Raw genomic sequence first — 20,027 nt, 5'->3', positions numbered from 1 at the left:
AGCAAGAAGGCCCGCTGCATTCATCGCAGCGGGCCTTCTTGTGTGTTCAGATGGTATCGTCCGGGCCGCTCCCGCCCTGCTCCGAGGCATAGAGGAGCATCAAATGGTTTGCGCTGGCCTCCAGCTGGCTCTTGGCCTGACGGAGGTTCGCTTCCTCCGTCTCGTTCATCTTCTCGGGCTTGTCCTTCCGCAGGCAGCGGCGGAGGTTCGCCACATCGGCTTTGATGCGGTTCTTCTCCTCCTTGTCCAGCTCCTTCTTGCACTTCGAAAGGGCTTCGTCTACCTTATAGGCCAGCACTTCGGCCTGATTGTGGAGATCGAGACGCTCCTTGCGGCGGCTGTCCTCGGCCTCGTAGGCGGCGGCGTCCGCCATGGCGCGCTGGATCTCATTCTCCGAGAGGTTGGTGCTGCCGGTGATGGTGATGTTCTGCTCCCGGCCCGTGCCGAGATCCTTGGCTGATACCTTGACCACGCCGTTGACGTCGATGTCAAAGGTGACTTCGATCTGAGGCTTGGACGAGAAGCTGGCCCGGATGCCGTTCAGCTTGAACTTGCCGAGGCTCTTGTTGTCCCGGGCAAAATGCCGCTCGCCCTGCAGGACGTTGATCTCCACGCTGGTCTGCATGGGGCGGGCCGTGGTGAAGAGCTGGCTCTTGCGGGTGGGGATCATGCTGTTGCGGGTGATGAGGGGGGTGGCAACGCCGCCCAGCGTCTCGATGGAGAGGGTCAGAGGGGTGACATCCATCAGCACGAGGCCCTGCGCCGCTGCACCGGTGGCACCGGCCAGCTTGCCGCCGCCCTGCAACAGGCCGCCCTGTACGGCGGCACCCATCGCCACGCACTCGTCGGGGTTGAGGCTGTGGCTCGGCTCACAGCCCAGCAGTTCTTTTACCTGACGCTCGACGGCAGGCATCCGGGTGCTGCCGCCCACCAGAAGCACCTTGCCCAGCTGGGAGGCCGAGATGCCGGCGTCCCGCAGTGCGTTCTGCACAGGGGCCACGGTCCGGGCCAGCAGGTCGCCGGTCATCATTTCGAACTGGGGGCGGGAGAGGGTCAGGTCGAGGTGGTGGGGGCCGTCCTTGCCCACCGCGATGAAGGGGAGATTGAGCTGGGCCGAGAGGGCGCTGGACAGCTCCTTCTTGGCCTTTTCGGCCTCTTCCTTCAGGCGGCCCATGGCGGCGGGGTCGCGGGAGAGGTCGATGCGGTCAGATTTCTTGAACTCGGCCACCGCATACTCCACGATGCGCTGGTCGAAGTCGTCGCCGCCCAGACGGGTATCGCCGCCGGTAGCCAGCACCGTGAAGGTGCCGTCCTCGATCTCGATGATGGAGACATCGAAGGTACCGCCGCCGAGGTCGTAGACCAGGATCTTCTGGGGTGCTTCGTTGTCGAGGCCGTAGGCCACGGCTGCGGCGGTCGGCTCGTTGATGATGCGCAGGACGTTCAGGCCCGCGATGCGGCCCGCGTCCTGCGTGGCCTTGCGCTGGCTGTCGTCGAAGTAGGCCGGGACAGTGATGACGGCCTCCGTCACCGGCTCGCCCAGATAGCTTTCGGCGTCGCGGCGGATCTTGGTCAGGATCATGGCGCTGATCTCCTGCGGGGTCAGGTCCTTGCCGTCGATGTGGACGCGGTAGTCGCTGCCCATATGCCGCTTGATGCTGGACACCGTCCGTCCGGAGTTGGCGGCGAGCTGGCGCTTGGCCGCGCCGCCCACCAGCCGCTCGCCGTCCTTGGTAAACGCCACCACACTGGGGGTGGTGCGTTCGCCCTCTGCGTTGGTGATAACGACGGGCTTGCCGCCCTCCACCACGGCTACGCAGCTGTTGGTGGTGCCAAGGTCAATACCGATCACTTTGCTCATTCTGGTCGTCCTCTCTGCTTTTGCGACGCGCATATTTTCTCATAGGTATCATATCGGTTCCGTATGACGATTCCTTGGAGCATTTGTAAAGATTTTGTGTTTCAGCCCGACTCGTTCTCGAGCAGCTGGCGAATGACGCGCTCGGTCTCATCCAGCCAGCTCCGGGCTGTCTCGTCGCCCTCCTTTTGGCGGATGAGGAAGCCCTGTTTTGCCTCGGCCAGCTGGGCCAGCGCCTGCTTGCGGGAGATATACTGCGTCTCATACTGGGCCACCCGGAGGCAGACCTGCGGCATATAGGCGATGTCGGGGGTGGAGGCGCAGAGCTTCTGGGCCTTGCGGTAGGCCCGCAGGGCTGCGCCCACGCCCTTGCCCTGTACCATGGCGTCGTCGCCCAGCGCCACCCATGCGGCTACGTCTCCGGCATCGGCGGCTTTTTTCCAGAACTTCCGGGCCTGCGCGGGGCTTTTGCGGCAGCCTTTGCCCTCGTAGAGCAGCTCGCCCATCATGGCGAGACCCTCGGCGCAGCCCTCCTCGGCGGAGAGCTGATAGAAGTGCATCGCGTCGTCCCAGCGGCCCTCGGCCATGGCCCGGTTCCCGGCCCGCAGCTCCTCTTCGCCCGGCTCGCTGGTGTCGTGGCCGGCATGGAGCAGGCCGTTGAGGAGCGAACAGTCCAGCGTGGCCGAGCTTGTCCATGGGTCGATGACTACGCCGTCGATGTGGTCGGAGTCCAGCGCCGACTGCATGGCGGCAGACAGAAGCATTTCGGCCATAGGGCGGCTGGCGGTGCCCTTGTCGGCCTCCGCCGCCCGCACCGAGGTGAAGAGGGGCAGATAGCACCGGCCCTTCTGGGTGTGCAGGGTCCAGAACGGCAGGTCCTTGGCCTTTTCCGCCGGGACGGGGTGCTCGGCCCACGGGGCCGCGCCGTCCGGCTGGTCGGACGAGGCTTCCAGCGGCACCAGCACCCGGGTGTCCAGCTCGAGGGCATAGTTGATGGCGTTCATCAGCGCCCAGAAGCTCTCCTCGTTCTGGCCCTTATAAAGCGCAGCCACTGCCCGCTCCACGGCGGGGCAGCCTGTGCCCAGCGGCCCATACTCCGGCAGCTTTTTGCGGTCTGCCGCGCCCACCGGGCGCAGCCGCAGCCGTGCTGCTCCATCCTTTGCCATAGCATCCACCATTCTTTCGTTTGAGATTCCTTTCCAGTATAGCAGGATTTTCCGTTTTTCTCAATCGGAAACATGGCATTCTGGTTTGGAATGCGCTATAATAAAAACTGTTTTGACTGAAATACATCAGAGAAAGGGAGAATCGAGCCTTGAATAAAATGCTTCGCTACCTCAGCGGCTATAAGCGCGAGAGCGTGCTTGCGCCGCTTTTCAAGATGCTGGAAGCCACCTTTGACCTGTTCGTGCCGCTTGTGATGGCCGACATCGTCAACGTGGGCATCGCGGCCCACGACTTCCGCTACATCCTCGTGCGGTGCGGCATCCTGCTCCTGCTGGCCTTCGTGGGCCTTGTCTGTAGCCTGACCGCCCAGTATTTCTCGGCCAAGGCCGCAGTGGGTTACGCCACCGGCCTGCGCCACGCGTTGTTTGAGCACATCCAGCGCCTGAGCTTCACCGAGATGGACACCATGGGCACCAGCACCCTCATCACCCGGATGACCAGCGACGTCAATCAGGTGCAGAGCGGCCTGAACCTCTTCCTCCGGCTGTTCCTGCGCAGTCCCTTCGTGGTGTTCGGCGCGATGGTCATGGCCTTTACGGTCAATTTCCGCGCCGCCCTCATCTTCGTGGTGGCCATCCCGCTGCTGAGCGTCGTGGTCTTCGGCGTCATGGTCATCACCCGACCCCTGTATAAGGCGGTGCAGGCGCGGCTCGACCGCGTGCTGGGCCTGACCCGCGAGAACCTCACCGGCGTCCGCGTCGTCCGCGCCTTCGACAAGGAGAAGACCGAGGTGGACCGCTTCGAGGACGCCAACGAGCTGCTGACGAAGATGCAGCTCCACGTCGGCCACATCTCTGCCCTGATGAACCCGCTGACCTATGTCATCATCAACCTTGCCATCGTGGCGCTGCTGTATGTGGGCAGCATCGAGATCAACATCGGGGGCATGGCCTCCGGCGACGTTATCGCGCTGGTCAACTATATGAACCAGATCTTGATCGAGCTGGTCAAGCTGGCCAACCTCATCGTGCAGGTGAGCAAGGCGCTGGCCTGTGCAGGCCGTGTGCAGGCCGTGCTGGACACCGAGCCGGGCATGGAGTTCCCGCGGGAGCCTGCCGGTGAAGTCCCGGCGGAAAAGGCCGGCGACGCCGTCCGCTTCGACCATGTGGGCCTGACCTATCAGGGCGCAGGCGCACCCAGCCTCTCCGACATCAGCTTCACGGCCAAGCGCGGCCAGACCATCGGCATCATCGGCGGCACCGGCAGCGGCAAATCCAGCCTCATCAGCCTCATCCCCCGCTTCTACGACGCCACCGAGGGCAGCGTGGAGATCATGGGCCGCCCCGTCCGGCAGTACCCCCGGGCCGACCTGCGGGGCAGGGTGGCCGTGGTCATGCAGAAGGCCCAGCTCTTCGGCGGCACCATCCGCTCGAACCTGCTCTGGGGCAACCAGAACGCCTCCGAGGCTGACCTCTGGGCCGCGCTGGAGACGGCGCAGGCTGCGGAGTTCGTCCGGTCCAAGCCCCTCGGCCTCGATGAACCGGTGGAGCAGGGGGGACGAAACCTCTCCGGCGGCCAGAAGCAGCGCCTGACCATCGCCCGCGCCCTCGTGGGCAGGCCCGACATCCTCATCCTCGACGACAGCGCCAGTGCACTGGACTACGCCACCGATGCGGCCCTGCGCAAGGCGCTGGCCGCGCTGCCGGGTGCTCTGACCGTCTTCATCGTCAGCCAGCGTGCCGCCAGTCTGCAGCACGCAGACCAGATCATCGTGCTGGATGACGGCCATATGGTGGGCCTTGGCCGTCACGCCGAGCTGCTGGACAGCTGCCCGGTCTATCGTGAAATTTACGAGAGCCAGTTCAAGAAAGGGGATGCGCAGAAATGAGTGCAAAAGCAAAAAGCAGGCTGACCCCTGAGCAGCAGAAGGCCACTATGACCCGGGTGCTCCAGAAGATCAGGCCCTACGGATTTTTTGTGGGGTGCAGCCTCATCGTGGCGGCGGTGAGCGTCGCGGCCCAGCTGTATATCCCCATCCTCTGCGGCGACGCCATCGATATGATGCTGGGCAAGGGGGACGTGGACTTCGCGGGCGTGCTGCGCATCGTGTATGAGATCGTGGCTGTGGCCGTGACCGCCGCCTTTGCGCAGTGGCTGCTGAGCGTCTGCAACAACCGCATCACCTTCGCGGTCAGCCGCGACCTGCGAAACGCCGCCATGCGGAAGATCCAGACCCTGCCCCTCTCCTACCTCGACAGCCACCCCTCCGGCGACATCGTGAGCCGGATGGTGGCCGACGTGGATACCTTCGCCGACGGCCTGCTGATGGGCTTCACCCAGCTGTTCTCGGGCGTGCTGACCATCCTCGGCACCCTGCTGTTCATGCTGCGGCAGAACGTGCCCATCACGCTGGTGGTGGTCTGCATCACCCCCCTGAGCCTCGTGGTGGCCAGCTTCCTCGCCAAGCGCAGCTATGGCTACTTCCAGAGCCAGAGCACCGTCCGCGGCGAGCAGACCGCCCTCGTCAACGAGATGATCGAGGGCCAGAAGGTCGTGCAGGCCTTCGGCCATGAGGCCCAGAGCCTTGCGGCCTTCGATGAGGTGAATGGCCGCTTGCAGGACGTGAGCCTGAAGGCCATCTTCTTCTCCAGCCTGACCAACCCCGCCACCCGCTTCGTCAACAACATCGTCTACGCAGGCGTCGGCCTTGTGGGTGCGCTCTACGCGGTGGGCGGCGGCATCTCCATCGGCCAGCTGAGCATCTTCCTGAGCTACGCCAACCAGTACACCAAGCCCTTCAACGAGATCTCCGGCGTCGTGACCGAGCTGCAGAACGCTCTGGCCTGCGCGTCCCGGGTGTTTGAGCTGCTGGACGCCGAGGACCAGTGCCCCGAGGTGGAAAACGCTGTCCGCCTCGAGCCGGACGGCCACGTCCAGATCGAGGACGTCTCCTTCCGCTACCTGCCCGACCGCCCGCTCATCGAGGGGCTGTCTCTGGACGTCAGGCCCGGCCAGCGCATCGCCATCGTCGGCCCTACCGGCTGCGGCAAGACCACCCTCATCAACCTGCTCATGCGGTTCTATGACGTCAACGGCGGTGCCATCAAAGTTTCCGGCACCGACATCCGGGATGTGACCCGCGCCTCCCTGCGGGGCAGCTACGGCATGGTGCTGCAGGACACCTGGCTGCGGGCCGGTACGGTGCGGGAGAACATCGCCTACGGCAGGCCGGACGCCACCCTCGACGAGGTGGTGGCCGCAGCCAAGGCCGCCCACGCCGACAGCTTCATCCGCCGCCTGCCCGAGGGCTATGACACCGTCATCGCCGAGGACGGCGGCAACATCAGTCAGGGCCAGAAGCAGCTGCTCTGCATTGCCCGCGTGATGCTCTGCCTGCCCCCGATGCTGATCCTCGACGAGGCCACCTCCTCCATCGATACCCGCACCGAGGTGCGCATTCAGGCGGCCTTTGCCCGGATGATGCAGGGCCGCACCAGCTTCATCGTGGCACACCGCCTGTCCACCATCCGGGAGGCCGACGTCATCCTCGTGATGAAGGACGGCCACATCGTGGAGCAGGGCGACCACGACACGCTGCTGGCACAGGGCGGCTTCTACGCCAAGCTCTACAACAGCCAGTTCGAGGGCGTGGAGACCTGAGCGGGGAGAAACGCAAATTTTGGAAAATTTCACCGCTGTTCACATGAAATCGTTTCAGCTTCGTCATGAGGCAAACTTCTTGACAGGGACGGCAGGTTTTGCTAAAATGAGGTCACTTTGAACAAAGCGCAAATGCGTTGACGGGGAAAAAACGATCTTCTTCTGCGTGCAGAGAGCCGCCGGGTGGTGCAAGGCGGTGCAGAGGGTTTCGGTTACTGGCCCCTGAGCGGCAGGGCTGAAGCAGACAGTAGGCCCTGACGGAAGCCCACCGTTATCCGGGCAGCGATTCGCCCCAAAAAGCCGATCGTGCAGAGCGGCTGTGTGTTGAGCACAGCAAAGAGAGTGGTACCACGGGTGCCCTGTAACAGAAATTACAGGCTCTCGTCTCTCAGGGGATTTCGTCCTTTGAGAGACGGGAGCCTTTTCGTTTGTTAATAGGAGTCAACCTCTCCGTCACGCCTACGGCGTGCCACCTCTCCTATCGAGGAGAGGCCTTGGCATTCCGGAAAGCTTTCCCTCTTCGCCAGAGGCTCCCCTCGGTAGGGGAGCTGTCGAGCGGATGCGAGACTGAGAGGTTGATACAGAAAAACGGAGGAAAACAACATGATGGACGCTACCAAATACGCACCGGGATATTACCCCGTGCCCGCCGGTTATGACAGCTGGGTCAAGAAGGACCACATCGAGAAAGCTCCCGCATGGTGCAGCGTGGACCTGCGGGACGGCAATCAGGCCCTGATCGTCCCCATGAGCCTTGAGGAAAAGCTGGAATTTTTCCAGATGCTGGTGAAGATCGGCTTCAAGGAGATCGAGGTGGGCTTCCCCGCCGCCAGCGAGACGGAGTACGAGTTCCTCCGCACCCTCATCGAGAAAAACATGATCCCCGAGGACGTCACCGTGCAGGTGCTGACCCAGTGCCGTGACCACATCATCCGCCGCACCTTCGAGGCGGTCAAGGGTGCGCCCCGGGCTGTCATCCACTTCTACAACTCTACTTCCGTCGCCCAGCGTGAGCAGGTGTTCCATAAGTCCAAGGAGGAGATCAAGCAGATCGCCGTGGACGGCGCAAAGCTGGTCAAGCAGCTGAGCGAGGAGTACGAGGGCAATTTCCTCTTCGAGTACAGCCCCGAGAGCTTCACGGGCACCGAGGTGGACTACGCCGTGGAGGTCTGCAATGCGGTGCTGGACATCATGCAGCCCACCCCCGACCGCCCCATGATCATCAACCTGCCGGTCACGGTGGAGATGAGTATGCCCCATGTCTACGCCAACCAGATCGAGTACTGCGACAAGCACCTGAAGTACCGCGACAGCGTCATCATCTCCACCCACCCCCACAACGACCGCGGCACCGGCGTGGCCTGCGCGGAGCTGGCGGTTCTGGCAGGCGCACAGCGGGTGGAGTGCTGCCTCTTCGGCAACGGCGAGCGGACCGGCAATGTGGACGCTGTGACCCTCGCTATGAATCTGTACAGCCACGGCGTAGACCCGAAGCTGGACTTCTCCGATATGCCTGCCATCTGCGCCACCTACGAGCGTGTCACCCGGATGCACATTTATGAGCGCACCCCCTACGCCGGTCAGCTGGTCTTTGCCGCCTTCTCGGGCAGCCATCAGGACGCCATCGCAAAGGGAATGGCCTACCGCAAGGAGAAGGGCGACCATCGCTGGACCTGCCCCTACATCCCGGTGGACCCCCACGACATCGGCCGCACCTACGACGCCGACGTCATCCGCATCAACAGCCAGAGCGGCAAGGGCGGAATCGGCTTCGTGCTGGAGCAGAACTACGGCTACAACCTGCCCGCCAAGATGCGGGAGGCGCTGGGCTATAAGGTCAAGAGCGTGTCCGACCACAGCCACAAGGAGCTGAGCGCAGGCGAGGTGCTCCACATCTTTGAGGAGGTCTTCCTCAACAAGACCAAGCCCCTGTCCGTCGTCGAGGCCCATTTCGCGCAGGTCAACGGCATCACCGCCACCGTCACGCTGGACATGAACGGCCAGCGCAAGGTCATCACCTCGGTGGGCAATGGCCGTCTGGATGCCGTGGCCAACGCCATCCAGAGCGCCACCGGTATGGAGTTCCATCTGGAAACGTATTCGGAGCACAGCCTTGACGAAGGCTCTACCTCCCGCGCAGCCTCCTATGTGGGCCTCGAGTGGGGCGACGGCACCGTCACATGGGGTGCGGGCACCGACACCGACATCATCGTTGCCGGTGTGCACGCGCTGGTGAGTGCCATCAATAATAAGTAACGAGAGTAAATAAGGGGCAGCTCTGCACAACCTCTCCGTCATTGCTTCGCAATGCCACCTCCCCTATCGAGGGGAGGCCTTGGCATTCCCCGCAAAGTAAGCGGTTTCGCCAGAGGCTCCCCTACTAGGGGAGCTGACGCCGCAGGCGGCTGAGAGGTTGGACAGAGGAGAGACTGACCATAGAGAACAAGCTACGATAAAAGGAGAGTACCATCATGGGAATGACCCAGACGCAGAAAATTCTGGCCGCACACGCGGGCCTCGCCGAGGTCAAGGCGGGCCAGCTCATCAACGCCAAGCTCGACATCGTGCTGGGCAACGACATCACCACACCGGTGGCCATCAACGAGTTCGAGAAGGCAGGCTTTGACGGCGTGTTCGACAAAGAGCACATCGCCATCGTTCTCGACCACTTCGTGCCCAACAAGGACATCAAGAGCGCGACCCAGTCCAAGCAGTGCCGCGAGTTTGCCAACAAGTACGACATCCTCAACTTCTATGATGTGGGCCAGATGGGCATCGAGCACGCGCTGCTGCCCGAAAAAGGCATCGTGACAGCGGGCGACTGCGTCATTGGCGCAGACAGCCATACCTGCACCTACGGTGCGCTGGGCGCTTTCTCCACCGGTGTCGGCTCCACCGATATGGCGGCCGGCATGGCCACCGGCATGGCATGGTTCAAGGTGCCGGCTGCCATCCGGTTCGTCCTGACCGGAATGCTGCCCCCGCGGGTGTCCGGCAAGGACCTCATCCTTCACATCATCGGCATGATCGGCGTGGACGGTGCGCTGTATAAGTCGATGGAGTTCACCGGCCCGGGCGTCGCTTCGCTGTCGATGGATGACCGCCTGAGCATCTGCAACATGGCCATCGAGGCGGGCGCAAAGAATGGCATCTTCCCGGTGGACGACGTGACCAAGGCCTACCTCAAGGGCCGCAGCCAGCGGGAGCCGGTGTTCTACGAGGCCGACCCGGACGCCGAGTACGAGAAGGTCATTGAGATCGACCTGTCGGCCCTCGAACCCACCGTCAGCTACCCTCATCTGCCCGAGAACACCCACCCCGCCAGCGAGGGAAAGGACATCAAGATCGATCAGGTGGTCATCGGCAGCTGCACCAATGGCCGCCTCGAGGATATGGAGGCTGCTTACAACATCCTGAAGGGCAAGCACATCGCAAAGGGCGTGCGCGGCATCATCATCCCCGCCACCATGGCTGTGTATAAGGAGTGCATCCTGCGCGGCTGGACGACGGCCTTCATTGACGCGGGCTGCATCGTCTCCACCCCCACCTGCGGCCCCTGCCTCGGCGGCTACATGGGCATCCTCGCCGAGGGCGAGCGCTGTGTCTCCACCACCAACCGCAACTTCGTGGGCCGTATGGGCCATGTCAAGAGCGAGGTGTATCTGGCATCGCCCGCTACCGCTGCCGCCAGCGCACTGACCGGCTATATCACCGACCCCCGCACGGTCTGAGAAAAGGAGAGTCACCCATGAACAACGCAAACGGTTCTGTTTTTAAATACCCGGACAACGTGGATACCGATGTCATCATCCCGGCCCGCTACCTGAACACCCAGAACGCCAAGGAGCTGGCCGCACACTGCATGGAGGACATCGACAAGGACTTCATCAACAAGGTGAAGGAGGGCGACATCATGGTGGGCGGCTGGAACTTCGGCTGCGGCTCCTCCCGTGAGCACGCGCCGCTGGCCATCAAGACCGCAGGCATCTCGGTCGTCATCGCCAAGAGCTTTGCCCGCATCTTCTACCGCAACAGCATCAACATCGGCCTGCCCATCATGGAGTGCCCCGAGGCTGTGGACGCCATCGGTGCAGGGGACACCGTCAGCGTGAACTTCGACACCGGCGTCATCACCGATGAGACCACCGGCAAGACCTTTCAGGCCGAGCCTTTCCCGCCCTTCATCCAGAAGATCATCGCCGATGGCGGCTTGATGAAGTCGCTGACGAAAAAGTAAAGTTTTTGCTGCGGCGGCGCGGTTTCGCGGGGTTAAGTTTTCTTATGAACGGCTTCACGCGCTTGTGGCGCGGATTAAATCGCTCTTACGGTGGGGCTTAGTTCTCTTTTGCGTGCCAAAAGAGAACCAGAAAAGCCCCCGCTACTTTCGAGGCGCGGGAGGCACGAATCAAGGGCTGCTCGCCCTTGATAATCCCGGAGGAGATGTCGAAACGGAAAAAAGCTAGCCGCTGCGCTAAACGCTTTTTTCTCGTTTCTCCGACTTGCTGCTTCGCAGCTGGTGTTACGCCCTTGCAGGGCGTGAAGTTCAGCAGAAAGGTGAAATCTTCGGCGGAGCCGTAAATAGGAGAAGCACAAAAAAATGCGTTTAGCGCAGCGGCTAGCATTTTTGGGCTTCGACTTCCGTTTTGGGTTTGTTAAGGGCGAGCAGCCCTTAACTCGTTGCGGGGAGAGTGGAGTCCAGAGGTAGGGAGGGGGGAGTCGAAACACCCCTCCCTGCCTCTGGCCCGCGCGGAGCGCAAGCCGCTTGACCTCAAGAAAAAACATCCCCCGCGCCACCAGCGCGAGAACCTACTTAAAGAAAAAACAGCCCTACTGCAACGGCAATCTGCCCCCGCACCCACCCAAAAGCAAGAATCCTGTCATAAATCGCTGCCCAATCGAAGAAAGGATGCCCATTATCATGGAAAAAAATATCGCTGTCATCTGGGGCGACTGCTCCAGCCCCGAGATCGTGAAGCAGACCCTCCGCGTTCTCGATAAGGTGGCCGAGAAGTACGGCCACACCTTCCACTACACCGACGCCGCAATGGGCGGCGAGGCCATCGACAAGTACGGCGACCCGCTGCCTCAGCACGAGCTGGACAAATGCCTTGCGGCAGACAGCGTTCTTCTGGGCGCAGTGGGCGGCCCCAAGTGGGAGGGCCTGCCCGGCGAGCAGCGCCCCGAAAAGGGCCTGCTCCGCCTCCGCGCCGGGATGGGCCTCTACTCCAACAACCGCCCGGCCAAGATCTGGCCTCAGCTGGCCCCGGCCAGCCCCCTCAAGCCCGAGATCGTGGCCAAGGGCATCGACTTCATCATCGTGCGTGAGCTGATCGGCGGCGTCTACTTCGGCAAGCACGAGACCTATACGCTGGAAAACGGCGAGAAGCAGGCCGTGGACTCCATGCCCTACTCGGAGCACGAAATCGAGCGCATCGGCCGCATCGGCTTCGAGACGGCGATGAAGCGCCGCAAGAAGCTCTGCTGCGTGGACAAGGCCAATGTGCTGGACACCAGCCGCCTCTGGCGTGCCGTTATGCACCGCCTGCAGGCCGAGTATCCCGAGGTGGAGTACAGCGAGATGTTCGTGGACAACTGCGCGATGCAGGTCGTGAAGGACCCCAGCCAGTTTGACGTCATCGTCACCGAGAATATGTTCGGCGACATCATCTCCGACGAGGCTTCGATGATCACCGGCTCCATCGGCATGATCCCCTCGTCCAGTCTGGGCGACGGCACCCGGGGTCTGTATGAGCCGATCCACGGCTCTGCTCCCGACATCGCGGGCAAGGACATCGTCAACCCCACCGCCTGCATCCTCTCCGCCGCCATGATGCTGCGGTACTCCTTCGGCATGACCGAGGAGGCCGACGCCATCGAGAGCGCGGTGAACAAGGTGCTGGACAAGGGCCTGCGCACTGCCGATAATATGAGCGAGGGCTGCACCTGCCTCGGCTGTACCGCAATGGGCGATGCCATCCTCGCGGAGATCTGAGCCAGAGCAGGCAATGTACGAGCGCCGCAGACGGCAGAGCACAATAGGCTGTTCCGGCAGGCACTGTTTTTATCGCAAGGCAAGAAATTAGTGCAACATGAAAACAGCATATTTGCGATATGCAATTCAACGCTGTTGCTGTTGCATTAAAAAGTTGAATTGCTATAAAACTTGCGATAAAATAAAATGCACCGCCGTCTCTCACGATTTTGTGGGAGGCGGCGGCTTTTTGTATCCCAGAGATAAAAAGTATGTCTTATAATTTTAACAAAATGCCAAAATCGAAAAAATAGGGTAGATAATATTGACGAAAGTTGCCCGAAAATGTATTATTGTGATATGGAGGCAGAACGCTTCCTAAATTATAAGGAGGAATTTTTTATGATGTTGCGGTTCAGAAAAATGATGGCAGTCCTGTTGGCGGCGGCGCTGACACTGACGATGCTCACTGCCTGCGGCGGCGGTGGCAGCGGAAGAGGAAAAGCGGTCAACGAAAAGGTCGAGCTGACAAAGAGCGTGAATGAAGCCTTAAAGAAGGATAAGTATAGAGTAAGTCTAAACTACAATGCAGAATTGGATGACGTTGCATCTAACTATCATATAAATGATGTCGGAAATACAAATGCTGATTGGAAGAACAAGAAACTCGATCGCGAAATGTTCAGAGTGGATATTCCGGAAGTAGAAAAAGCGGATAGCGCAAGTAAAATTGCCAAAGAAATAGAGCCTACTTTGACAAATATGAAAGACTACGAGTGGAGCATCGGATACTACGTAGAGCCTAAGGAGAATGGCAAAAAAGAGGTAGTAAGCAGAGAGTTTACGATTATTTTGGAGTGGAAAGAAGTTACTAAATAATAAACCCTGCATAAATTGAAGTAAGAATAGAACCGCCGCCTCTCACAGTTTCGTGGGAGGCGGCGGCTTTGTATTGTGCTTTGCAGGATTTTGTGTTATTCTGTAACTAATGCCAGCAATGGCAGGAAAAAGGCGCTGTGTCTAAAACGCAGGCGGCTGACTCCTTACCGGCACCTAAGCGCCGGGCAAGGCAGTTTTTCTTGAAGTTGCCACTCCCCGGATGCTCAAGGGCAGGAAGGGGGTGTGGTTCATGACGTTCTCCGATGTTGCAATTTTACTGACGCTTCTTGGCGGAGCAATTTTTGTTACATTTCAGATCACATGGACGATCGCACATGAGAACCATGACGATAAAAAACGCAAGAAAAAATGACCGCCTTCAAGTTCCCCAACTCGGTCGGTCATTTTCTCTTGACTAATCTGGTAAGGAGCTAGTCGTTTTGCAGACACAGCGCCTTTCTATATGTAGTATAGTCAAATTTCTTTGGGTTGTCAAGCGGGGTCGGCATCCTGCGCAGACAAATACAATGTTTGCAAATTCCGCTTTCGGCCTTAAAGTGTGAAATAGATTCATTTGACAAATCAAATTATGTAAACTATACTAAGTCCTGTCTTTAACGATGAAAAAATACCCCGTGTGCCGGGATGGATAAAAAGAGATAGGATGGGAAAACCGATATGCTGACACTGGATAAGATCTACCACGCCGCCTTTGTCCTCAAGGATGTAGCACGCAAGACAGACCTCATCGAAGCCCCCAAGCTCTCGAAGGACTGCCAGCTCTACCTCAAGACCGAGAACCTGCAGGTGACCGGCAGCTTCAAGGTGCGCGGCGCTTATTATAAGATCAGCCAGCTCTCCAAGGAGGAGAGCGACAAGGGCGTCATCGCCTGCTCGGCAGGCAACCACGCACAGGGCGTGGCGCTGGCCGCTACCCGCCGGGGCATCCGGAGCATCGTCTGTATGCCGGACGGCGCACCCATTATGAAGGTGGAGAACACCAAGAACCTCGGCGCGGAGGTCTGCCTCGTGCCCGGCACCTATGACGATGCCCACGACAAGGCCGTCGAGCTGCAGGAAGAGACGGGCATGACCTTCATCCACCCTTACGACGACGAGCAGGTCATCGCCGGTCAGGGCACCATCGGCCTCGAGATCCTCGACCAGCTGCCCGATGTGGATGCCGTCATCGTGCCTGTGGGCGGCGGCGGACTCATCTCCGGCGTGGCCTTCGCCATCAAGAGCCTCAAGCCGGAAGTCAAGGTCTACGGTGTGCAGGCCGAGGGCGCACCCAGTATGTACCGCTCCCTCCATGAGCACAAATATCAGACCCTTTCCGCCGTCTCCACCTTTGCGGACGGCATTCAGGTCAAGACCCCCGGTGAGCTGACCTACAAGCTCTGCGAGGAGTATGTGGACGACATCGTCACTGTCACCGAGGACGAGACCGCAGCGGCCATCCTCTCCCTGATGGAGAACCAGAAGCTGGTGGCCGAGGGCGCGGGGGCTGTGCCTGTGGCGGCGGCGCTCTTCCACAAGCTGCCCATCGAGGGCAAGAAGGTCGTCTGCCTCATCTCCGGCGGCAACATCGACGTGAACATCCTCAACCGCGTCATCACCCGCGGCCTCGTCATGAGCGGCCGCAAGGCCAATCTGACCATCGCGCTGGAGGATAAGCCCGGCCAGCTGCAGCAGGTGGCCAACATCGTCTCCCGCTGCGGCAGCAACGTGGTGTCCGTCCTCCACGACGGCTCCGACCCCAATATGCCCATCTCCAGCTGCTTCCTCAAGCTGACCCTTGAGACCCGCGACAATGCCCAGATCGAGCAGATCCGGCAGGAGCTTGCCAAGGCGGGCTTCCAGCTGGTGGCAGAGCGCGTATAACGAATCAGAAGACACAGAAAAGCCGCCCGGATGGGCGGCTTTTCTGTGGTTTGTCAGCCGATGATCTCGTACTGGAAATATTCGCACTTGAGCTTGCTGCCTACGTCGATCTCCGGCGGCAGGAGCGCCAGCGCCACCGGGTTCAGCTCGTCGCTCTCGATGTCGGTGCGGCGCAGGTTGACGTAATCGCCGTCAAAGCTGACGACTTCATAATACCAAGGCCCCATAGGTGAACTCCCTCTCTCGTGTCAGGTGTCGTTTTCTTTTTCCTGTTTCCGCCAGTGGTAGTACGGCCCGAGGATGCAGACCGCCGAAAGGATCATCACGGCGAGGAGGATGCTGGTGACGGTCGGGTCGTCGGAGAAAAAGCAGAACAGCACCTGTACGCCGCCTACGATGAGTTCCAGCACGCCCAGAAGCCGCTGCCAGAGGCGGCGGCCCTCTTCGCTGGACGCTTCCAGCCGCCGCGCCAGCACGCCGGGCAGCTGGACGCGGAGGACGTCTGCAATGCCCCAGACGAGGAAGATAACGCCGATGACAAGATGGTGCACCATAAGCCGCGCTCCTTTCTGCGCTGTGCGCTGAACAGGAAAACTTTTACACAGCAAGTATACCATATCCGCCGTCCCCCGGCAAGGATGGGGAACGGGCGGAATAGAATAGAAAGTTTTTGCGGAAGCCCCGGCGGCTCTTGTGGAATCCGGAAAAATATGCTATACTATTCTCTACTGATGCGCCATCGCCAAGCGGTAAGGCAGGGGACTTTGACTCCCCCATCGTAGGTTCGACTCCTGCTGGCGCAACTGTATGAAAAAGCCCCCGGATGCATTGTTTTCAGTGCACCCGGGGGCTTTTTATCTTATCTTACAGGATGTCGATGTACTCACCGGCCAGAGCTTTGTTCATGCTGCGGACGGCGCAGAACTTGCCGCACATGGAGCAGGTGTCGCTGTGGTCATCCTCGGGCAGGCGGGCGTCACGGATGGCCTTTGCGGTCTCGGGGTCGAGGGCACAGGCGAACTGTGCGTCCCAGTCCAGCACACGGCGGGCGTCGCCCATCTTGTCGTCGATGTCCCGGGCGTGGGGGATGCCCTTGGCGATGTCGGCGGCGTGGGCGGCGATCTTGGAGGCCACGATGCCCTGCTTGACGTCGTCCACATTGGGCAGAGCCAGATGCTCGGCGGGGGTGACATAGCACAGGAAAGCCGCACCGCTCATGGCTGCGACAGCGCCGCCGATGGCAGCGGTGATGTGGTCATAACCGGGGGCGATGTCGGTGACGATGGGGCCGAGGACATAGAAGGGCGCGCCCATGCAGATGGTCTTCTGGATCTCCATGTTGGCGGCGACCTGATTCAGGGGCACATGGCCCGGGCCTTCCACCATGACCTGAACATTGTGTGCCCAAGCCCGCTTGGTCAGCTCGCCCAGACGGACCAGCTCTTCGATCTGGCAGACGTCGGTGGCGTCGGCGAGGCAGCCGGGACGGCAGGCGTCGCCCAGAGAGATGGTGACATCGTGCTCCTCGCAGATGTCGAGGATCTCGTCGAAGTGCTCGTAGAAGGGATTCTCATTGCCGGTCATACACATCCATGCAAAGACCAGAGACCCGCCGCGGCTGACGATGTTCATCTTCCGCTTGTGCTTGCGGATCTGCTCGATGGTCTTGCGGGTGATGCCGCAGTGGAGGGTGACGAAGTCCACGCCGTCCTCTGCGTGCAGACGCACCACGTCGATGAAGTCCTGCGCGGTCAGGGTGGCGAGGTCGCGCTGGTAGTGGATGACCGAGTCATACACCGGCACGGTGCCGATCATGACAGGGCACTCGTGGGTCAGCTTCTGGCGGAAGGGCTGGGTGTTGCCGTGGCTGGACAGGTCCATGATGGCCTCTGCGCCCATGTTGACCGCGCTCATGACCTTCTGCATCTCGATGCTGTAGTCCTTGCAGTCGCGGGAGACGCCGAGGTTGACATTGATCTTGGTGCGAAGCATGGAGCCGATGCCCTCGGGGTCGAGGCAGGTGTGATGCTTGTTGGCCGGGATGGCCACCTTGCCCTCGGCGACCAGCTGACGGATCTCCTCGACGGTGCGGTACTCCTTCTTGGCGACCGTCTCCATCTGGGGCGTGACGATGCCCTTGCGTGCGGCATCCATCTGTGTGGTGTAAGTCTGCATGGTTCAAATCCTCCGAAAATACGCTCTTTATTTATCCTGTACAGCGTCTGGGACGCCGTGCATCCAGTTTTCGACCCCTGTGCCGCCCAAGGTGTGGTCCAGCGGGCCGGAGCCTTGGCCCAAGTCGAGCTGAGCGTTCAGCGCGTCGGTCAGATAGGCCTTGGCCCGGGCGATGGAGTCCGCCAGCCCGAAGCCCTTGGCGAGGTTTGCCGCGATGGCGCTGGACAGGGTGCAGCCGGTGCCGTGGGTGTTGGGGTTATCGACCCGCTGCCCCGGGAACCAGAGCAGCTGCCCGTCCCGGAGCGCCAGAAGGTCGTCGGCGTCGGTGTCGCTGTGGCCGCCCTTCAGCAGGACGTTGCAGCCATAGCGGCCGGCGATGGTCTGCGCGGCGCGTACCATGTCATCGCGGCTATGGATGGCCATTTCGGCCAGGACTTCCGCCTCGTGGCGGTTGGGGGTAATAAGCACCGAGAGGGGGAACAGCTCCCGGCAGAGGGTGCGCACAGCGTCCGAGGCGATGAGGTCAGAGCCGGAGGTGGCTACCATCACGGGGTCTACGACGATGTTCTCCGCCTTGTAGAAGCGGAGGCGCTCGGCGATGGTCTCGATGAGCGGGGCCGAGGACACCATCCCGATCTTGACCGCGCAGGGGCGGATGTCGGTAAAGACAGCGTCGATCTGCTGGGCCAGAAACGCGGGGCTGACCTCATAGATGCCGGACACGCCGGTGGTGTTCTGGGCCGTCAGGGCGGTGATGGCGCTCATGGCGAAGACGCCGTTCATGGTCATGGCCTTGAGGTCGGCCTGAATGCCGGCGCCGCCGCTGGAATCGCTGCCCGCGATGGTAAGTGCAGTTTTCATGGGTTTGCTCCTTTATCGCAAGTCAAGAAATTCGTGCAACATTCAAACAGCATATTTGCGATATGCAATTCAACGCTGTTGCTGTTGCATTAAAAAGTTGAATTGCTATAGATGATCTGTTCCGCCAGCACCTTCAACTCCCGGCACTCGGCTTCGATGTCCTCGGCACCGAAGATGGCGCTCACGAGGGCCACGCCGTCTGCGCCGGAGCCTTTCAGCTGGAGGATGTTGTCCTTATGGATGCCGCCGATGGCGACGACCGGCACATCCACAGCGTCGCATATCTTTTTCAGCTCGCCCTCGGGCAGGACGTCCACATCCGTCTTGGTGTGGGTGGAAAAGGCTGCGCCGACGCCGAGATAATCCGCGCCGTGGGCCACAGCCAGCTGGGCCTCCTCCACCGAGTGGGCCGACACGCCGAGGAGCATATCGGGGCCGACTTTGGCCCGGACATCGGCTGCGGCCATGTCCTCCTGCCCGACGTGGATGCCGTCCGCATGGCACTGGATGGCGATGTCCACGTTATCGTTGATGATGAAGGGGACGCCATAGCTGCGGCAGAGGGCAGAAAGTTCCATGGCTTCCTGTAAAAATGCCGCATCGTCCAGCTCTTTTTCCCGCAGCTGGACGCAGGTGACGCCGCCCTTCAGCGCATCCTCCACCTGCTGGCGGAGGGTCTCGCGGCCCGTCCATGCCCGGTCGGTGACGGCGTAGAGAAGCATGGTGTGTTTATCGCATTTCATAGCGTGCTCCTTCCTCGAGCTGCTCGGGGGTCATGTTGTAGATGGCGTCGATGATATAATTGCGGTAGGTGGCGCTGCCGTCCAGCTTCGTAAGGCGGCTGTGGGCCACTTCTCCCGCAAGGCCCATGGCGCAGACAGCCGCCGCCGCAGCCTCCAAGGGCTTGTCGGGGTTGGCGGCGCAGAAGGCCGCCGTCAGGGCCGAGAGCTGACAGCCGGTGCCGGTGACGGCGCTCATCATGGGGTGGCCGTTGCGGATGCAGAACGCCCGCTGGCCGTCGGCTACGATGTCGATGGCCCCGGTGACGGCGATGACCGCCCCAGTGCGGGCCGCGAAGGACTTGACGAAGGCCACGGCCCGGTCCAGAGTCTCTTCCGTGATCTTGTCGGATGCGTCGGCGTCCACGCCCTTGGTGGTGCCGCTGCCCACCGCCAGTGTCCGCATCTCGGAGATGTTGCCCCGGATGACGGTAGGCTTTACCTCCCGCAGCAGCCGCAGGGCCGTCTCGGTGCGGAGATGGGACGCTCCCGCACCCACCGGATCCAGCACGACGGGCCGGCCCAGCCGGTGGGCGGTATGGCCCGCCAGAAGCATGGAGGGGATGGTGCGGCTGTTCAGAGTGCCGATGTTCAGGTTCAGCCCGGCACACAGAGAGGTGATGTCCTCTACCTCGGCGGCATCGTCCGCCATGATGGGGGACGCGCCGCAGGCCAGCACCATGTTGGCGCAGTCATTGACGGTGACGTAGTTGGTGATGTTATGGACGAGGGGGCTTCGGGCCCGGACGTTGGCGAAGATGCTCTGGAACATGGGTCGTGTTACTCCTTCCGC

18 protein-coding genes, 1 tRNA gene and 1 other annotated feature are annotated in these 20,027 nt (G+C 61.1%); of the genes, 10 read left to right on the top strand and 9 right to left on the bottom strand.

Going from position 1 to position 20,027, the window contains the following annotated elements; genetic code table 11:
• Positions 1-46 precede the first annotated feature (46 nt).
• Together dnaK and MTP38_RS11045 are read right to left on the bottom strand one after the other, a co-directional pair.
• The gene (gene dnaK / locus MTP38_RS11050; RefSeq protein WP_249233582.1) at positions 47-1,861 is read right to left on the bottom strand and encodes a molecular chaperone DnaK; all 1,815 of its coding nucleotides are present in this window, start codon (positions 1,859-1,861) and stop codon (positions 47-49) included.
• A 101-nt stretch (positions 1,862-1,962) separates the two neighbouring features.
• The gene (locus tag MTP38_RS11045; RefSeq protein ID WP_249233581.1) at positions 1,963-3,024 is read right to left on the bottom strand and encodes an SseB family protein; all 1,062 of its coding nucleotides are present in this window, start codon (positions 3,022-3,024) and stop codon (positions 1,963-1,965) included.
• Positions 3,025-3,173: 149 nt separating this feature from the next.
• Between MTP38_RS11045 and MTP38_RS11040 the strand changes: the two genes are divergently transcribed.
• The 5 genes from MTP38_RS11040 to leuD all read left to right on the top strand — a co-directional run bounded on the left by MTP38_RS11040 (position 3,174) and on the right by leuD (position 10,922).
• Entirely contained in the window at positions 3,174-4,913 is a 1,740-nt protein-coding gene (locus MTP38_RS11040) for an ABC transporter ATP-binding protein (protein WP_330221118.1), read from the top strand.
• A complete protein-coding gene (locus MTP38_RS11035) occupies positions 4,910-6,685 on the top strand; it encodes an ABC transporter ATP-binding protein (RefSeq protein WP_249233580.1) in 1,776 nt (591 codons plus the stop codon). Before MTP38_RS11040 ends, MTP38_RS11035 begins: the two co-directional genes overlap by 4 nt.
• A 128-nt stretch (positions 6,686-6,813) precedes the next feature.
• Positions 6,814-7,077 (top strand) — a binding site (T-box leader).
• Between the two features lie 211 nt (positions 7,078-7,288).
• Positions 7,289-8,941 (top strand): 2-isopropylmalate synthase, encoded by a 1,653-nt coding sequence (locus tag MTP38_RS11030; protein WP_249233579.1) that lies wholly within the window; start codon positions 7,289-7,291, stop codon positions 8,939-8,941.
• A gap of 215 nt (positions 8,942-9,156) precedes the next feature.
• Positions 9,157-10,416: a 3-isopropylmalate dehydratase large subunit gene (gene leuC / locus MTP38_RS11025; protein WP_249233578.1), complete on the top strand. Its 1,260-nt coding sequence runs from the start codon at positions 9,157-9,159 to the stop codon at positions 10,414-10,416.
• A gap of 17 nt (positions 10,417-10,433) precedes the next feature.
• Positions 10,434-10,922, top strand: a complete 489-nt coding sequence (gene leuD / locus MTP38_RS11020; RefSeq protein WP_227621538.1) for a 3-isopropylmalate dehydratase small subunit — start codon at positions 10,434-10,436, stop codon at positions 10,920-10,922.
• 97 nt (positions 10,923-11,019) lie between these two features.
• Here leuD and MTP38_RS11015 read toward each other — a convergent pair whose 3' ends face one another.
• Positions 11,020-11,307 carry a hypothetical protein gene (locus MTP38_RS11015; protein WP_249233577.1) on the bottom strand — a complete coding sequence of 96 codons (288 nt, stop codon included), beginning with the start codon at positions 11,305-11,307 and terminating at the stop codon, positions 11,020-11,022.
• Positions 11,308-11,603: 296 nt separating this feature from the next.
• Here MTP38_RS11015 and leuB point away from each other — a divergent pair, with 296 nt between their 5' ends.
• The 4 genes from leuB (at position 11,604) to ilvA (ending at position 15,419) form a co-directional block, all read left to right on the top strand.
• Positions 11,604-12,677 (top strand): 3-isopropylmalate dehydrogenase, encoded by a 1,074-nt coding sequence (gene leuB / locus MTP38_RS11010; protein ID WP_227621864.1) that lies wholly within the window; start codon positions 11,604-11,606, stop codon positions 12,675-12,677.
• A gap of 381 nt (positions 12,678-13,058) precedes the next feature.
• Complete coding sequence (locus MTP38_RS11005; protein WP_249233576.1) at positions 13,059-13,535, top strand: hypothetical protein; 477 nt, start codon at positions 13,059-13,061, stop codon at positions 13,533-13,535.
• A 250-nt stretch (positions 13,536-13,785) separates the two neighbouring features.
• A complete protein-coding gene (locus MTP38_RS13645; RefSeq protein WP_256466375.1) occupies positions 13,786-13,908 on the top strand; it encodes a hypothetical protein in 123 nt (40 codons plus the stop codon).
• Between the two features lie 305 nt (positions 13,909-14,213).
• The gene (ilvA, locus tag MTP38_RS11000) at positions 14,214-15,419 is read left to right on the top strand and encodes a threonine ammonia-lyase (RefSeq protein ID WP_227621861.1); all 1,206 of its coding nucleotides are present in this window, start codon (positions 14,214-14,216) and stop codon (positions 15,417-15,419) included.
• 53 nt (positions 15,420-15,472) lie between these two features.
• On the opposite strand, the gene MTP38_RS10995 is transcribed toward ilvA, so the two are convergent.
• Both MTP38_RS10995 and MTP38_RS10990 read right to left on the bottom strand, forming a co-directional pair.
• Positions 15,473-15,646 carry a hypothetical protein gene (locus MTP38_RS10995; RefSeq protein WP_015565547.1) on the bottom strand — a complete coding sequence of 58 codons (174 nt, stop codon included), beginning with the start codon at positions 15,644-15,646 and terminating at the stop codon, positions 15,473-15,475.
• A gap of 21 nt (positions 15,647-15,667) precedes the next feature.
• Positions 15,668-15,973 carry a hypothetical protein gene (locus MTP38_RS10990; protein ID WP_227621860.1) on the bottom strand — a complete coding sequence of 102 codons (306 nt, stop codon included), beginning with the start codon at positions 15,971-15,973 and terminating at the stop codon, positions 15,668-15,670.
• A 178-nt stretch (positions 15,974-16,151) separates the two neighbouring features.
• On the opposite strand from MTP38_RS10990, the gene MTP38_RS10985 reads away from it, so the two are divergent.
• Positions 16,152-16,222 (top strand) — tRNA-Gln (locus MTP38_RS10985).
• 61 nt (positions 16,223-16,283) lie between these two features.
• On the opposite strand, the gene thiC is transcribed toward MTP38_RS10985, so the two are convergent.
• From thiC to thiM, 4 genes are all read right to left on the bottom strand, one after another.
• Entirely contained in the window at positions 16,284-17,594 is a 1,311-nt protein-coding gene (thiC, locus tag MTP38_RS10980; protein ID WP_227621859.1) for a phosphomethylpyrimidine synthase ThiC, read from the bottom strand.
• 27 nt (positions 17,595-17,621) lie between these two features.
• Positions 17,622-18,455, bottom strand: coding sequence for a bifunctional hydroxymethylpyrimidine kinase/phosphomethylpyrimidine kinase (thiD, locus tag MTP38_RS10975; protein ID WP_249233575.1), 834 nt, complete (start codon positions 18,453-18,455; stop codon positions 17,622-17,624).
• Between the two features lie 89 nt (positions 18,456-18,544).
• Entirely contained in the window at positions 18,545-19,198 is a 654-nt protein-coding gene (gene thiE / locus MTP38_RS10970; RefSeq protein WP_249233574.1) for a thiamine phosphate synthase, read from the bottom strand.
• Positions 19,185-20,006, bottom strand: coding sequence for a hydroxyethylthiazole kinase (gene thiM / locus MTP38_RS10965; RefSeq protein ID WP_249233573.1), 822 nt, complete (start codon positions 20,004-20,006; stop codon positions 19,185-19,187). Before thiM ends, thiE begins: the two co-directional genes overlap by 14 nt.
• Between the last annotated feature and the right edge of the window lie 21 nt (positions 20,007-20,027).

It is taken from the genome of Faecalibacterium sp. I3-3-89 (assembly GCF_023347275.1).
GTDB lineage: Bacteria > Bacillota > Clostridia > Oscillospirales > Ruminococcaceae > Faecalibacterium > Faecalibacterium butyricigenerans.
Note: the sequence above shows the minus strand (reverse complement) of the source record. Positions and strands in the feature narration are given on the sequence as shown.